This is a genomic window from Streptomyces sp. CA-251247 (assembly GCF_050952975.1).
Lineage (GTDB): Bacteria > Actinomycetota > Actinomycetes > Streptomycetales > Streptomycetaceae > Streptomyces > Streptomyces achmelvichensis.
Map to the genome: position 1 here is coordinate 5,994,909 of NZ_CP191861.1, position 15,531 is coordinate 6,010,439.

Annotated in this window: 10 protein-coding genes and 1 pseudogene; 3 read left to right on the forward strand and 8 right to left on the reverse strand. The window is 68.5% G+C overall.

Annotated elements, in window-relative coordinates; genetic code table 11:
• Window positions 1-14: 14 nt before the first annotated feature.
• The 3 genes from ACQPWZ_RS26715 (at window position 15) to ACQPWZ_RS26725 (ending at window position 2,099) form a co-directional block, all read left to right on the forward strand.
• Window positions 15-1,262 (forward strand): S8 family serine peptidase, encoded by a 1,248-nt coding sequence (locus ACQPWZ_RS26715; RefSeq protein ID WP_433572560.1) that lies wholly within the window; start codon window positions 15-17, stop codon window positions 1,260-1,262.
• Between the two features lie 122 nt (window positions 1,263-1,384).
• Window positions 1,385-1,732, forward strand: coding sequence for a WXG100 family type VII secretion target (locus tag ACQPWZ_RS26720; RefSeq protein ID WP_313943753.1), 348 nt, complete (start codon window positions 1,385-1,387; stop codon window positions 1,730-1,732).
• A 67-nt stretch (window positions 1,733-1,799) separates the two neighbouring features.
• Entirely contained in the window at window positions 1,800-2,099 is a 300-nt protein-coding gene (locus ACQPWZ_RS26725) for a WXG100 family type VII secretion target (RefSeq protein WP_340475753.1), read from the forward strand.
• A 216-nt stretch (window positions 2,100-2,315) separates the two neighbouring features.
• On the opposite strand, the gene ACQPWZ_RS26730 is transcribed toward ACQPWZ_RS26725, so the two are convergent.
• The 8 genes and pseudogenes from ACQPWZ_RS26730 to eccCa form a co-directional block, all read right to left on the reverse strand.
• Complete coding sequence (locus ACQPWZ_RS26730) at window positions 2,316-4,400, reverse strand: serine/threonine-protein kinase (RefSeq protein ID WP_433572561.1); 2,085 nt, start codon at window positions 4,398-4,400, stop codon at window positions 2,316-2,318.
• 30 nt (window positions 4,401-4,430) lie between these two features.
• On the reverse strand, window positions 4,431-5,096 hold the full coding sequence (locus ACQPWZ_RS26735; RefSeq protein ID WP_433572562.1) for a PQQ-binding-like beta-propeller repeat protein: 666 nt from the start codon (window positions 5,094-5,096) through the stop codon (window positions 4,431-4,433).
• Between the two features lie 814 nt (window positions 5,097-5,910).
• Window positions 5,911-6,648, reverse strand: a pseudogene (locus tag ACQPWZ_RS26740) (serine/threonine-protein kinase); the annotation flags it as partial.
• Entirely contained in the window at window positions 6,648-7,571 is a 924-nt protein-coding gene (locus ACQPWZ_RS26745; protein WP_433572563.1) for a serine/threonine protein kinase, read from the reverse strand. The pseudogene ACQPWZ_RS26740 and the gene ACQPWZ_RS26745, both read right to left, overlap by 1 nt.
• 229 nt (window positions 7,572-7,800) lie before the next feature.
• Complete coding sequence (locus ACQPWZ_RS26750; protein WP_433572564.1) at window positions 7,801-8,364, reverse strand: hypothetical protein; 564 nt, start codon at window positions 8,362-8,364, stop codon at window positions 7,801-7,803.
• A gap of 90 nt (window positions 8,365-8,454) precedes the next feature.
• Entirely contained in the window at window positions 8,455-10,758 is a 2,304-nt protein-coding gene (locus ACQPWZ_RS26755) for a hypothetical protein (protein ID WP_433572565.1), read from the reverse strand.
• 5 nt (window positions 10,759-10,763) lie between these two features.
• A complete protein-coding gene (locus ACQPWZ_RS26760) occupies window positions 10,764-11,261 on the reverse strand; it encodes a hypothetical protein (RefSeq protein WP_356706189.1) in 498 nt (165 codons plus the stop codon).
• Between the two features lie 282 nt (window positions 11,262-11,543).
• Window positions 11,544-15,515: a type VII secretion protein EccCa gene (gene eccCa, locus ACQPWZ_RS26765; RefSeq protein ID WP_405573228.1), complete on the reverse strand. Its 3,972-nt coding sequence runs from the start codon at window positions 15,513-15,515 to the stop codon at window positions 11,544-11,546.
• Window positions 15,516-15,531: the final 16 nt, after the last annotated feature.

Sequence of the window (15,531 nt, forward strand, 5' to 3'; positions counted from 1 at the left end):
GTTCGGAAGTAGGGATGACGGCAGGAATGAGCCAGGTCCGAAAGCGCAGCGGGTCGTACGCCATGAGGCGTGGCTTGCTGTGCACGGTTGCCGCGTTGGGGGTCTGGGCAGCGGGCACTATCGGTGCCGCTCCTGAGGCGGTTGCCGCGGACATCAGGTCCAAGCAGTGGTACCTGGATGCTATGCGTGCCGAGGACATCTGGAAGTCCAGCACCGGCGAGGGCATCAAGGTCGCCGTCATTGACACGGGTGTCAACTCGTCCACTGCTTCGCTGAAGGGGCAAGTCCTGAAGGGGCTTGACGCAACGGAATCCGAAGGGGAGGCGACCGACGACTACACCGGCCACGGGACGACAATGGCCGAGTTGATCGCCGGAACAGGCAAGGGAGGCGGTCTGCGAGGACTTGCACCCGGTGCCAAGGTCATCCCAATGCGCGTTGCCACCGAAGACTTCAAGGGCACGGGGGTGAACGCGTGGGACGAGGCCGTTGCCATCAGGGCAGCCGCCGACAGCGACGCGCGCATCATCAGCATGTCGCTCGGCACCCCGTTCCTGACCTACCGGGAGCAGGAAGCCGTCAAGTACGCGCAGAGCAAGGGCAAGCTCTTCTTTGCTCCGGTCGGTAACAGCGGCAACAAGTCCAACAAGCGTGAGTATCCGGCAAACTATGACGAAGTCGTGGGCGTCGCGGCTACCGATCGCGAGGGTCAAGTCGCCAATTACTCCCAGCACGGGGACTTCGTCGACATTGCCGCCCCCGGCAATGACATCCCGTACTGGTGCGACGCGACCTTCGCCAAGTACTGCGTCGGCAACGGCGGAACCAGTGCCGCAACCGCTCTTGCCTCGGCGACCGCCGCGCTCATCTGGTCCGAACACCCCGACTGGACCGCCAACCAGGTGCTCCGCGTCATGTTCGAGTCCGCCGGCCGGGGCGACGACTGGAAGCCCGGCACTGTGAGCAACTACCTCGGTCACGGCATCGTCCGCCCCAACGCCGCCATCAACCGAGGCATCGGGAAGCCGGGCGACCCGAACCTCAGCCCGCTGACCAATGAGAAGACCGGCGGCTCCGCCGCCCCCTCTGCACCAGCTTCGTCACAGCCCCCCAAGCCCAAGCCCGGATCCAACGCCACCGTGGCAGGCTCCAGCAAGAGCACGTCGGACGGCGGCCAGTTGGGGCTCATCATCGGGATCGGCGCAGCCGTGGTGATCGCCGTCGGCGCCTTCGTCGTCGTCCGTAAGCGTCGCAGCGCCTGACCGAACGGCCGGGCCGTTAAGGCCCGTTCAGACCTTCATGTCAAGTTGTTGTGCTTCACCTCGCTACTCGGTGAGGCTTAACGTAACCAGTCACAACCGTAGTTCAGAAGGGAAACGCAACCGTGTCACAGGGCCAGCGGCTTTCAGACCAGCAAGTCATCCAGCTCGAGAAGCACCTCTTCGAGAAGTTCACCTCGATCAAGGGCCAGCTTCAGCAGATTCAGGGCACGATCGACAGCCTTGAGGGCCAGTGGCAGGGTATCGCCCGCGGAGCCTTCGACGGCAAGCAGGAAGAGATCAACACCTCGATGGTGCGTCTCGGCAACATCCTGGCGAAGTTCCTCGAGGCGTTGAGCGCTTCGAGGAAGATCAAGGACGGTTCGGAGGATGACGTCCGTGCCGCTGTTCAGAGCATCAACGTCGACCTCGGTGTCGGTACCACTGCGCCGTCGAACCTGAGCAAGCTCTAGTACCACTGGGCGGATCCGATCTCGGCAGGCCAAAGCCGAATCACAACAACAGGTGAGTGAGGGAATCATGGGCACGAATTACGACGGGCTTGTCGTCAAGTACGGAGCTCTCGACGCAACGGCCACGGTGCTCGGTAACCAGGCCAAGAAGCTCGAAGAGGACCTGCGTTCCATCAAGACGGCCATGGCCAGCGTCGCCGCCGGCTGGGAGGGCGAAGCGCACCAGGCCTACGTCGAGCAGCAAGAGCTGTGGGACAAGGAAGCCACAGACATTCAGCAGGCTCTCCAGGGGATCGGCAAGGTCGTCGGCCAGGCAGGCGGCGACTACATGGGTGGAGACAAGAAGGCTGCCAGCTACTTCCACTAGTAGCTCGAAGTAGTACGCAGCAAGGTGGGGTGGGCACGCGCGAGGGGTGCCCACCCTCTTGCTGTGTCGACACACAGGCGGCCTGTTCGAGGAGACCGGCTGCGCCATCACCGTCGCTTGAACACGTGGCCTGCGGCAGCTCCATGACCGGGTGCGTCAGTGGGCCGGTGACTGCCTCTGCCAGGCCCCCGGCCGCTCACGGCAGACGACGACTTCTCACTCGAAGACCGGCAGCGCCGTCACCTGTGCCCCCGCCCTCACGAAGAGGCGGTTGCCGTCGCCCTGCACCCAGTAGGAGCCGGCATCGTCCGGCAGTCGGCGGCTCCAGACGTGCTGGTGGTCGCTGCGGGACATCACGTAGAGCTCCCAGTCGTCCCCATCGCCCGCCCTCGAGTTGATGGCGCACACCGCATCGCCCTGTACTGCGACAGGGCTGTATATGAAGTAGCCCTTTGGTGATCTCCAGACCTCGGTGCCGTCTGTCGCGTCGCAGGCCAGTATGTACGGGCCCTGCGTGCTGTACACGATGTCGTCCTGGACGAGAGGGGGGCCCGAGGGTTGCAGCATGCCGTCGACCGTGATGCTCTTTGCCCACCGTTCGGTGCCGTCCGACAGGTTGCGGGCGGTCAGCGTGGCACCGTTGATCAGGACCATCTCCTTGTGCAACACAGGGTGGAGACCTGCCTGGTCGATGGACGACTGGTCATCGATGTTCCACACCTCGCGTCCGTCGGCCGTGTCGACGGCCAGCACACGGCCCTTGCCCGTCGCGATCACCAGTCGGCCGCCCCCGGCCACGCTGCGCGGTCCGGTCTTGGCATCCAGCAAGACCTTGGGGCGGACGGTCCAGAGAATGCTGCCGTCGGAGCGGCTGATGCCGCGGAGCCGGTCGTTCTCGGTGAGGACGTACACGGCCGATTCGTCGGCGGCGAGGACGTACTTCGCGGATGCGGGGACCGACCACCGGGCTTCGCCCGAGGAGGCGACGAACGTCATCACGTTGCCCTGCTTGTCCACGGCCGCGACGAGCGCGTCCGACATGGTGACGATACCGGCGGCAGCGACCGGGCCGGGGGCGTGCCAGCGGGGCTTGCCGTCGACGACGCTGTGGGCAGTCAGCCCAGCCTCTGCGGTGTCCATGGCGAACACGACGTCGCGTACAGGCACCAGTCCGCCCCCCGTTTTGGCCAGCAGTTGTACGGGCCCCCACAGCGGCTTGGGCTTCCCGGCCGTCGCGGCAACCGGGTCGGCCATCGGGGTGTCGGCCGCCGGTGGCAGGGCGTAGGGCCCCGAGTCGCCGCCGTTGCCCAGCCACCAGGCGGTTGCCCCGGCTCCGGCTGCGAGCACCGCTCCGCCCACTGCGAGTGTGGTGAGCATGCGCCGTCGTGACATCCCCCCAGAGCCCGAGGAGGCAACCACCGTCGTCAGGTGGTGGATCGTACGTTCCCGCTCCTTGATGTCCGACGCCAGCGGTCCGTGGCGCCAGATCCGTTCCGCGCCGCGGGCGGGCGCGAACGCGACCGCCAGCTGACCGGGCGTCGGCCGATGTGCCGGTTCCTTGGCGAGGCAGGGGCCGATGAGCGGCGCGAGATGCGGCGGGACCCGGTCCATACGTGGTGCTCCGTGCACGACCTCGTACTGCACCGCTGCGACGTGGGTTCCGGTGAACGCCTGGGCCCCGGTGATCGCGTAGATCAGTACGGCACCCAGTGAGAACACGTCTGCCGTGGGTCCGACACGCTGCCCCACCACCTGCTCAGGAGCGCCGAAGCCGGGAGTGACGGGTATCTGCCCGGTGGTCGTGAGGGTGAGCCCGTGCTCGGGCCGGGCGATACCGAAGTCGATGACGCGCGGTCCGGCCGAGGTCAGAACGATGTTGGCGGGCTTGAGGTCGCGGTGGATCAGCCCGGCCGCATGGATGTCGGCCAGTGTCCGGGCCAGCGAGGAGGCCAGGACGCGTAGTGCCGGCTCATCCAGTGGTCCGTGTCTGCCGATGGCGTCGTCCAGCGTCGGACCGGTGAGGAACTCGGTGGCGATCCATGGGCGCCCGCCTTCGGTGTGTGCGCCGAGCACCCGTGCCACGCCGTTGCTGGTGACGGACCGCGCCATCTGGGCCTCGCGGACGAAGCGTTGGGCCAGATTCGTGTCGTGCGCCAGTTCAGGGTGGAGCACCTTCACGGCGGCTTTTCTGCCGAAGGAGTCCTGGCCGAAGTAGACCTTGCCCATACCGCCCTCGCCGAGAACGCCGAGGAGTCGGTACGGTCCGAGCCGGAGCGGGTCGCCGGTGCCGAGGGGTTTCACGCGGGAGGCTGCTTTCTGCGCGATCGGGGGTCAGCTGTATGGATAGGCGGCGAAGTAGTCCTCGCCTACGGCGACAATCGCCTCCGGGATGCCGTCGAAGGCGTAGAAGCGGTCCCCCCGAGCCTTGCGAGTTCTGCCCGCCTTGCCCGTACGGATGGAGAACGACCGCAGTAGCCCAGATTTACTGCTGTACGCGTAAACCTCGCCAACGCCGGGGGCGGGCGGCAGCGTTACGTCGAGGTCAGCTCCGCTGCGGCCCGGGGCGCGCCACCGCAGTTCTCCCGTGACCCAGTCGAGGGCAATGAGACCGAAGCCCTCCTCGACGGCGAGCACGCCATCTCCCCCCAACGCGGGCGGCCCCGTCCGTGCCTTGGCGCGGCCCGGCCCGAACGACCACTTCTCCTCGCCGTTCTTCAGGTCAAGAGCGCGCAGCCGGCCCACCGGAGGGTAGACCTGCCCATCGTCGACCTCCAGCATTCCCCGGATGGCGTCCGGGGCGGGGACGTCGAGCGACTGCCTCCACAGTTCCTTTCCCCGACGTGAGTCGTGGACAGCCAGAGTGACCGTGCCGTCGGCCATTTCCTGGAGGACGGCCAGATGGTCCTTGACGGCCCGCGCGGCCAGGAAATGCAGCCGGTCCGACGTTCGCGGTCGGGAGGGAAGCGGCTGCCGCCACAGTACTTTTGCGGTGTGCACGTCGACAGCGAGCAGGTACCTCCTGGGAACTGTCGTAGCCGATTCCCGTGTCGAAGTGCTCGCCCTGTCCCGCCGCGAGGAAGACGACGCCGGCGTAGGCGCTCAGGAGCTGTGTCGCGGGGAGAACTCCGTTGTAGTCCTCCAGTTCGACGATGTCAGGCTTCAGATCGCGGCCGGACTTGACAGAGGAAATGGTGAGCGGGTGGTTGCCGGATCGCGGGGATTCGGAGGCGTACACCCTGGACTCGTCGATGTCCTCGTCGTCAGTGCACCGGTGCGCCGGGCCCTTCAACAGTGAGGGGATGTCGACGCCACCCTTGCCGACGTCGATGGTCCGCAGCCCGTCGTCGTCCGCGATGGCGAGACTGACGCCGAAGGAAAGGGGAACCGGCGGGGACAGTGAGGCTCCCTCCAGGCGCAGCGGAAGCTCCCACAGCCAATCGCCCTTTTCGGCCGTCGGCGTGGGGGATGTGTTCTTGGCGCCCGAGGTGTCGTCTCTGCTTCCGTCCGCCGAGGTGGCCCACGTCCGGATGCCACCGCCGATCGCCGTGGCGCCGACGAGTCCCGCGCCACCGACGGTGAGCAGGGCGCGCCTGCTGTATACACGGCGTCCGAAAGCAATGGTCCGCGTGGTGTGGTCCGGGGGTGCGGGAAGTCGCTGCGGCTGGTGCTGCCAGACGGCGGTGGCGCGGCGGGCGATGTCGGTGAGCAGCGGGGCCGGCAGGTGGTTGGCGAAATCGCCGTGCCCGTCGTGCAGTTCGGCCGCCAGTTGCCGGGTGGTGAGGCGTTGGGCGGGGGCCTTGGCCAGGCACCGGTCAAGGACCAGCGCCAGGTCGGCCGGGACTCCCGACAGGTCGGGGTCGGAGTAGCGGACGCGGTAGAGGAGGTCGGCCGCCTGGCCCGTGCCGAAGGGGCCGCGGCCGGTTGCGGCGAAGACGAGGACCCCGGCGAGGGCGAACACGTCGCCCGCGGGCGTGTGTTCCTGGCCCGTGGCCTGCTCCGGAGACATGAAGGCGGGCGTGCCCGCCGCCGTGCCGGTACGGGTGAGGCGGTCGTCGCCGGCCGCGCGGGCGATGCCGAAGTCGATGATCTTGGGACCGTACGCCGTGATCATGATGTTGGAGGGCTTCAGGTCGCGGTGCACGACGTCGGAGGCGTGGAGCTGAGCGAGCGCGCCGGCGAGAGCCGCGCCCAGGGCCCGGACGGATGCCTCGGGCAGGGGGCCGCAGAGGGCGACGGCGTCGTCGAGCGGTGGGCCGAGGACGTATTCGGTGGCGAGCCAGGGCGTTTCGGCGGCGGGGTCGGCGGCGAAGACAGCCGCGCCGTGGTGGTCGCCGATGATCCGGGCGGCGTCCGTTTCGAGGTGGAAGCGGGTGCGCGCGGCCGGGTCGGACGCGATGCGGGCGTGCATGGTTTTCAGGGCCAGGGTGCGGCCCGTCGCGGAGCGCGCGAGGTACACGGTGCCCATGCCGCCGTGGCCGAGGCGGGCGAGAAGCCGGTGGCCACCGATCTCGCCGGGGTCGTCGTGGGTCAGGGGCGAGGGCATGGTCATCAGGTCCTGGAAACAGTGTCGGGGACACGGAACTCGGTCGCGAGTACCTGGGCCGACTGGCTGGCGAGAGCGGCGGCGACGCGACCCGGCAGCCAGCCGGGCGTGAGCAGTGACGCCGCCGAGTCCAGCACCGTGGCGGACGGAGCGGACGACGCCGGCGGAAGACCGTGCAGCAGCTCGGCCGCCGACGGGCGGGCCGCTGCGTCGCGGGACAGGCAGCGGGAAATCAACGGCGCCAAGGACGAGGGCAGTTCAGCACGGTCCGGGACGGTGTGGCCGGTTGCCGCGTAGGCGAGTACCGCGCCGAGTCCGTGGATGTCACCCGCGGGGCGCGGGCGTGCTCCGGCCGCCGCTTCGGGGGAGAGACTGCCTGGCTCCAGACCGGGGCGGCCGACGCGCGCCTCTCCGTCGGGCCCGGCGGCGCGTACCGCGCCGAAGCAGGTGAGCCGTGGCCCGTCCCAGGCGACCAGGACCGCGGCGGGGGACAGGCCGGCATGGGTGACACCCTCGGCGTGCGCCGCCGCGAGGGTGTGAGCGAGGGCTGTGCCCAGGGCCCGCACCGTGTGCTCGGGCAACGGGCCGCCGTGCACGGCGAGCGCGACGGGCAGAGGCAGCACGGGGAGGTAGGGCGTGGCGTACCAGGGCGCCTCTGCGGACGGCGACACTTCCGCGACGGGCAGCACCCAGGGCCCGCCGAACCCCCGCGCCGCCTGCGCCTCGACCAGGAACCGTTCCGCGTCGACACCGGCCAACGGCGCGCAGATCAGCACCGTGCGTTCCCCGTCCGCGCTGCGCGCGACGAACCGGCGCTCCGTGACGAGAGACGGACCGAGCCCGTCCGGGTCGAGCCGGGTGATCAGCTGGTACGGCCCGATGCGACGCAGCCCGTCCCCGACGGGGCGTTGCGGGCGCCCTCGTTCCATGTGCGAATCCCCCTGTGAAGTGAACGATGCCCGGAGCCTATCGGGAGGCGGGGGGAGGGCACGGCGCGGGCTGTGAGCCTGGTGCCGCCGCGCCGCCGCGCCGCCGCGCCGTCGCGCCCTCGCGCCGCCGTGCCGTTGCGCCGCCGCGCTCGGCAACTCGCCCTGCGGCGACGGTTGTCAGCGGGACGAGGGCGAGGGAGGCGCACCATGTGCGCCTCGGCTCATCGCGTCATCGCGCGCCGCAGTCGCCCGTATTTCGGGTCGCCTCGCTATAGGCCGTGATGAGCTTCTTCATGGCCGCCTTGTCGTCGCTGTCCACCTGGGTCTCGATGACGGTAAACAGATCCCCCTTGAACGACGGGTTGTTGCATCCGTCGACCCTGCCCACAGCGCCGGTGCCCGAGAACAGGTAGGTGCCAGTTGATTCGTAGTCGGTCATGTCCACACGCTTGTGATCGAGTGCGACGTCCGACGGGCGCTCGCCCCTCTCCCGCCACTCTGTCGCTGCCGTCAAAGCCGGCTTCTCGTCGACGGTGATCTCACAGCGCTTGATGCCCGTCCCTGCCGTGCCCTCGGTCTTGCTCGACACTGAGCCCCCGGACGGTAGGAACGGCGAAAGCAGTTCGCCCGAGACCGGTGTACCGCACAGAGTGGAGGGAACCTTGTACTCCTTGCTCTCCCCGCTCGATGCCGTCGAGCATGCGGTGACGCCACCCGCCAGAGTGATGAGGGCGAGAGTGGCGAGTGAGCACTTCCAGCGCTGGGCCGGGCGTGTGGAAGATGTGATCTGCAACGATGTCTCCTGGGCAGTGCTGGAGGGCCCGGAGGCCCTCCAGCCGGGTGCGAAACGAGGCGATGCCGGTCGCCTGGGCGAGCACTCGGATCAGATGTTCGTCCGGAGCTCCGGAGCCACCCGGTCGGCGAAATTGCCCCCGAAGTCGTACCCGTCCCGCACACCTGAGCGTGCGTACTCCGCGATATCTCCGGGATTCGCGAGTCCGTGGGCCTTCGCCGCCGCGTCGGCCGCACCGGCGGTGTGCTTGATGTTCGTCTCGAGGCCGTTTTCCCAGTCCTCGCCCATCTGGGCTCCGGCGCCCTCCTTGGCGCTGCCTTCGGCGTCCATGAACAGACCCTCGAGAATCATGCCGCTCACGGTCGACGCAGCGCCACCGGCAGCGGCACCGACGACGGGGCTGGCCACGAAGGAGGTGCCGACACCGATGCCTGTTCCCACGACACCGGAGATCCCGGACTTCCACATCGCCACCGACTGCTCGTATTCCTTGTCCGCTGTCTCGGCGTCGCCGGCTGTCGCCTCCTGACGGCCGACATTCAGAGTCGCCGAGACCTCCCCGGAAGCATGCGCGATCTCCCGTACGACGAGCTGCCGATCGTCGGAGAAGCGGTCGGCCTGAGGGAGGTCCGGATTGAGGTGGTAGTCCATCAGGTTGGCCATGTACGCCTTCTGGCCGACCTCGACGGCGGCGTACCCCTCCGGGTCCTGACCCACGGTGAGTAGGAAGCGGGAGACTGCTCGGTGGTCCATCACCGCTTCGCTACCTGCGACCGGGAACAAACGCTCGATCCTGTCGCGGGCTTCCTTCTCGGCCTGGGTGGCGTTCGGGTCCGCGTTTGTCTCGGTCGTTGCACGGTTGATGTCCGGCAGGTACTCGGACGCGATCTGCCCCATGCTGTCGGACATGTAGCCGTGGTCCGTGAGCCGCTTGTTGTTGTCCGAGATGGACTGGACGAGGTTCTCCATCAGCTTGGTCTGTTCGGCATTGTGCGGTGGTGTGTCGTCCGTCCGCATCTGCCCCGCAGGGTGGCCGGTCGTGGCCGCCTCGAGCGCCATGGCCAGGTTGTTGCGCCCGGCGATACTGTCCTCGCCCTTGACGTCCTTGTCCTGTGGCCAGTCCCTCTCCTCGAAGAGGTACTGGAAGTTGCTGAGTCCGACCTTACCGTTCTTGCCGTCATTGTCGGTGTCCCGCTCGAACTCGTGGTCCTCGTCCTTGGTGACGAAATCGGCGTTGAAAAATTCCGTCGCCGCGTCGGGGCTGTTGGCGAGAGCCTTCATGAAGCCCGTCATGGGATCGGCACCCGAGTCCGTACCCGTACGGTTGAGCAGCGGGTCCGTACCCATACGGTGCCAGGCCATGGGTTCGCGCCGGCCGTTGTCCGTCAGCTTCTTCTCGGTCTCGATCAGCCTGTTCCCGTAGTCGTTCAGGAAACGGTCGTCGTAGTCGCCCCAGCGCATCAGGTTGCTCATGACCTGGAAGCCCATGGTGCTGTTCCTGGAGATCGGCTGGTCACCGAGGTTGACCATGTCGACCTTCCAACGGGACATCTCTGGCGTGTCCGCCTGGGTGGCCGAGGCGAGCGTCAGGCTGAGTGCCTTCTGGAGATCGTCGTACTGGTCGACCCGTTCGCTGCCGACCTTGTAGGCGGCATGGTGATCGTTCAGCCCCGCCCAGAAGTTCAGGACGCCCTCCGGCTTGAGAGTCGTGGCGAAGTGCTCGGCGAAGATCTCGTCGCCCGAGTACTTCTCCAGCCCCGACTTCAATGCGTCGAAGTCCGTCCGCGTCATGTCCTCCGGCTTCTTCTTCGCCAGCGCCGCGAGCCGCTCGGCCTCCTTGAGGGCATCGGCCGCCTCGTCCCGATTCTTGTAGGTCGCGTCGGAGAACCCGTAGTCGGTGAGATCCACCAAGGCCTTGAGGGAGGTTGCCGCGGTGCTGTCGATCTCGGTGGCCTTGTCGAGGATCACCTTGATCTCGTCGCGCAATCCGTCGACATCGGTCTGACCGCCCGGAGCCTTCTTGTCGGGGTTCTCCCGCACGGTGTAGCCACCGCCGCCGTTCGCGGTCACCGTGAGGTTCTTTCCCCGGCCGCGTTCGATGGCCTCCTTGAGCAGACGCTGCTGGGACTTCAGCTCGTCGCGGGTGTCGCGCATGATGTTGCGGATGGACGTCGCCTGGGTGAGTGCGTCGCCGAACTCCCCGGCCGTCTTTCCGATGAACTCACGCGAGACGGTGGCGTTGTAGCCGGCCCAGCTGGACTTCTTGGCCTGACCGTGCAGACCGTCCTCGGCGTCCTTCTTCAACGTTTCGAGATTGGTCAGCACAGTCGACCAGTCGCCGACGGTGTCATCGAGGAGCTTGAAGTTGGCCGAGTGCAGGGCTTCGAAATCCATAGGAGTCAGTCCTTGTCCTTCGTGTCCTTCGTCCCGTAAATTCCGTTCGCCTTGCCCGGTTTGGCCCAGTTCTCGTCGAATCCCGCGTCGAGTGTGTGGATGCTGCTCACATGCCGCTGGATGAAGACCTCGTCACCGGCGTGCGCGTTCTTGGTGAAGTCCATGTGGTTGGAGATCAGCGCGCAGGCGTCCATCACCGACCCCAGCTGTTTGTCCCAGCGCGTCGACACGTGCTGCAGCGCACCGCCGAGCGCGAAGCCCTGCCCGGCGAGGTCGCTGCCGGCGCCGTCCGTGCTGGTGACCCGGGCCTCTTGCCACAGCCGGTTGTAGAGCTTGAAGGCGTGGTCCCCGATCTTCGCCAGGTCCTGCTGACGAACGTTGAGGTCGCCGACCGGACCGCCGGCGTTGGGCTTGTCCTCGTCCGGTATTCCGTTGAGCTGCATCTGTGTCGGCCCCTTCCCGGCCGCCGACGCCTTCAGCTGTTCCCACTCGTCCCAAGCCATGGAGTGCCTCCGTTCAGCTCAACTCGTTCGATTGATCGGGGGGGGTCTGTCGACGGACTCCCGACGCATCTCGCAGCCGCCCGCGGGGTGTGCCACTGCGCCGGCCCCCGCCCGGCCTCGCGGGGCGCGCCACCGGCCATCCGCTGTCACGCAGCCCGAGGTCGAGGTGGGTTCACCCCGCGTCAGGTCTCTCCGTTGCTCCGCTGTGCGGGCAGAGGGCAGCGGGCAGAGGCAGAGCGGCGACGGCGAGCTCGCCGTCTACCGCTCCCGCCCCGCACGCCGTCACTGCGGATCCCCCAGCCACCCCGTCTGCACCAGCGGCTTCCCCCGCTGGCGCGACGCGAAGATGCCACGCCCCGCCGGCATCGGCCGCATACGGACGCCCAGCATCTCGCCCTCCTGCGGATCGCCGGAGAGCAGGAGACCCTGTGCGCCGAGCTCCATCATCCGCTGCAGGAACGGCTCGTACGCCGCGCGGCTCGCTCCCGCCGAGTTGCGGGCGATGATGAAGCGGACACCCACGTCACGCGCGAAGGGCAGGTGCTCCGTGAGCTTGGCCAACGGGTTGCCGCTCGACGTGGACACGAGGTCGTAGTCGTCGACGACCACGAAGACGTCCGGGCCCTGCCACCAGCTCCGGTCGCGGAGCTGCTGCGCCGTGACGTCGGCCGTCGGCGCACGGCGCTGCATCAGCTCCGCCAGCGCGTCGACGTGATGGTCCATGTTGTTGGACATCGGCACGTACTCGGCCAGGTGCGTGGCGGGGGTGACGTCGAGCAGGGCGCGCCGGTTGTCGATCACGAAGAACTTGGCGGCGTTGCCCTCGTACCGTTCCGTCAACTGCTTGATGAGCAGGCGCAGCAGGTTCGACTTGCCGGACTCGCTCTCACCGAACACCAGGAAGAACGGGTCGCGGGCGAAGTCGGCGAACACCGGCTCCAGGTTGTTCTCGTCGATCCCGAACGACACTCCGCGCCGGGGTTCGGCGAACCCCGCCGGGAGCTGCCCCGCGGGGAGCTCGCGCGGGAGCAGACGCACCTGCGGCGCGGCGGGGCCGGTCCAGTGGCGGGTGACCTCCTGCACCATCGCGGTGGTCGCCTCCGACAGGTCGCTGTCGGACTGCATGCCGTCGATACGCGGCACCGACGCCATGAAGTGCAGCTTCTCGGCAACCAGACCGCGGCCGGGGACGCCCGGCGGCACGTTCATGGCGATCTTGCGGTCCACCTCGGAGTCCATCGGGTCGCCCAGACGCAGTTCCAGGCGGTTCATCAGCTGGTCCTTGATGTTGGAGCGCACGTCCATCGAGCGGGACGCCGTCAGGATCACGTGGATCCCGTAGCCCAGCCCCCGCACCGCCATGTCGACGACCGCGGTTTCCAGACCCTCGTAGTCCGAACGGAAGTTGCCCCACCCGTCGATGACCAGGAACACATCCCCCCAGGGCTGCTCCGTCACCGAGATGTCGCCGCGCGCCCGCATCCTGCGGAACGTCGCGATGGAGTCGACGCCCGCGCTGCGGAAGTACTCCTCCCGGCGCGTCAGGATGCCGTACACCTCGGCCACCGTCCGGCGCACACGCTCCGGGTCCAGTCGTGAGGCGACCCCGCCGACGTGCGGCAGCCCGGAGATCGAGGAGAGGCTGCCACCACCGAAGTCCAGTCCGTAGAACTGCACTTCCTGCGGCGTGTGGGTCAGCGCGAACGCCGCGATGAGCGTGCGCAGCAGTGTCGACTTGCCCGACTGCGGACCACCGACGATCTGCATGTGGCCCGCGGCGCCGGAGAAGTCACGGTAGAGCGTGTCCCGGCGCTGCTCGAAGGGCTTGTCGACCACACCGAGCGGTACGACCAGCCGGCCCGAGCCCTCGAAGCCCGGCTGGGTGAGTCCGCGGCCGTCCACGTTCGACAGCCCCGGCAGCAGTTCGTCCAGCGGCGGCGGGTTGTCCAGCGGGGGCAGCCACACCTGGTGGGCCTCGGCCCCGCGGCCCTCCAGCCGGCGCACGATCACGTCCAGCACCGAGTCGGCGAGCGCGTCGTCGTCGGAGGAGCGGCGCGCGTCCGGCACCGGAGCCCCCGCGGTCGGCTCGGCGTAGTGGACCGGTACCGGCGCCGCGGTGAACGGGGCGGGCCTGCGGTCCACCGGCAGCGGGCCGCCGCTCGACGCGGCCTGGTGGCCGCTCACGCGGTACACACCGGAGACGTACGCGGCCTTGAACCGCACCATCTCGTCCGTGCCGTACTTCAGGTAGCCGGAACCGGGGACGTTGGGCAGGGAGTACGCGTCGGGCACACCGATCGCCGCCCGCGACTCGGCCGCCGAGAAGGTCCGCAGACCCACCCGGTACGACAGATAGGTCTCCAGGCCGCGCAGCCGGCCCTCCTCCAGACGCTGCGACGCCAGCAGCAGATGGACGCCGAGCGAACGGCCGATGCGGCCGATCTGCACGAACATCTCGATGAAGTCCGGCATGGCGGTGAGGAGTTCGCTGAACTCGTCGATGACCAGAACGAGTGACGGGATGGGCTGCAGCGGGGCACCCGCCGCACGCGCCTTCTCGTAGTCGTGGATGTTGGCGTAGTTGCCCGCGTCGCGGAGCATCTCCTGCCGGCGGTTGAGCTCACCGCGGATGGAGTCGCCCATGCGGTCGACCAGCGTGAGGTCGTCGGCCAGGTTGGTGATCACCGCGGCGACGTGCGGCATCTGCGACATACCGGCGAAGGTCGCGCCGCCCTTGAAGTCCGCGAGGACGAAGTTGAGCGTCTCCGAGGAGTGCGTGACGGCCAGGCCGAGCACCAGCGTGCGCAGGAGTTCGGACTTGCCGGAACCGGTCGCGCCGACGCACAGACCGTGCGGGCCCATGCCCTCCTGCGCCGCTTCCTTGAGGTCCAGCATCACAGGGGCGCCGTCTTCGCCGACACCGATGGGGACCCGCAGCCGCTCCGACTGCGAACGGGGGCGCCAGGTGCGACTGACGTCGACGGATGCGGCGTCGCCGAGGTTCAGCAGGTCGGTGAACTCGAGGTTGGCGAGCAGGGGTTCGTCGTCGTCGCCGCCGGTGGCGACCCGCAGCGGCGCGAGCTGGCGGGCGAGCGCCTCGGCCGCCTCCAGGCTCAGCCGGTCGGGGACACCGTCGTACACGAGCCCGTGCCCGGACTCCAGTTGCAGCGAATCCGGGTGGACCACCACGGACAGCTCGCCGCGCGCGCCGGTGACCTCACCGGCGACGACCTCCAGAACCGTCACGCCCTGGAGCCCTTCGGCCGCCGCGAGCGGCGAGGTCTGCGGTACGGACTGACCGTCGAGGACGACGACGAGGTGCGGCTGGTCCAGCAGCGGGTGCGCAATGCCCTGGAAGCGCGGCCGGCCGTCGAGCCGCCCGGCGAGCAGGTCCTCCAACTCCCGTGCGTCGGCGGTGATCAGACGACGGCTGCCCGCACCGTCACCCGGGCCCGACGCCTGGAGGTGCGGCAGCCACTTCGTCCACTCCCAGTGCCGCGCCGACTCCCGGCCCGCGGCGACGACGATCACCAGGTCCTCGGGCGAGTGGAGGGAGGCGAGCGAGCCGACCATCGCGCGGGCGGTGGAGCGCACGGACTCGGGCTCACCGCTCACGGTCACGTGGTAGAACGCCCGCAGCGACACGGCCATCGGCAGTCCGTCGAGCGTGCTGTGGGCCGACAGGAACTGGCGCATGGCACCCGCCGTCAGCGGCTCCAGCTCGTCGACGGGAGCGGTGTCGGGGGCCAGCAGCGGAGTGGCGAGCTGCTGGCTGCCCAGCCCGATGCGCACCTGCCCGAAGTCGGCGTCGCCGACCCGGCGTTCCCACACCCGGCTGCCCTCGGCGACCAGGGCCCACAGCTGCTCGGGGGAGGGGTGCAGGTAGTACTGCGCGTCACGCTGGAGGTGAGCCGTCCGCAGCACCGTACGGCGGGTCTGCGTCAGGTACTTGAGATAGTCGCGACGCAGGTCGGCGAGCTGCCCCTGGGTGCCCTTGCGGTAACGCACCAGCATCGCGATCGCCATGGCCACCGTCGACGCGATCATCACCATACCCATGATCCGCATGATCGGATTCGGGGTCATGAAGAAGAAGACGACGGAACCGCCCATGCCCAGCATCGGCAGCAGCTGCATGAGCGCGCCCTCCTGCTGCCCTCTCGGCAGCTCGGGCGGAGGTTGCAACTGCACCTGCTCGCCGGGTACCTCGGCAGGCAGGGCCCGGGGTGGGCGCTTGACGACGATCTGACTCACAAGCTCACCAATTCCC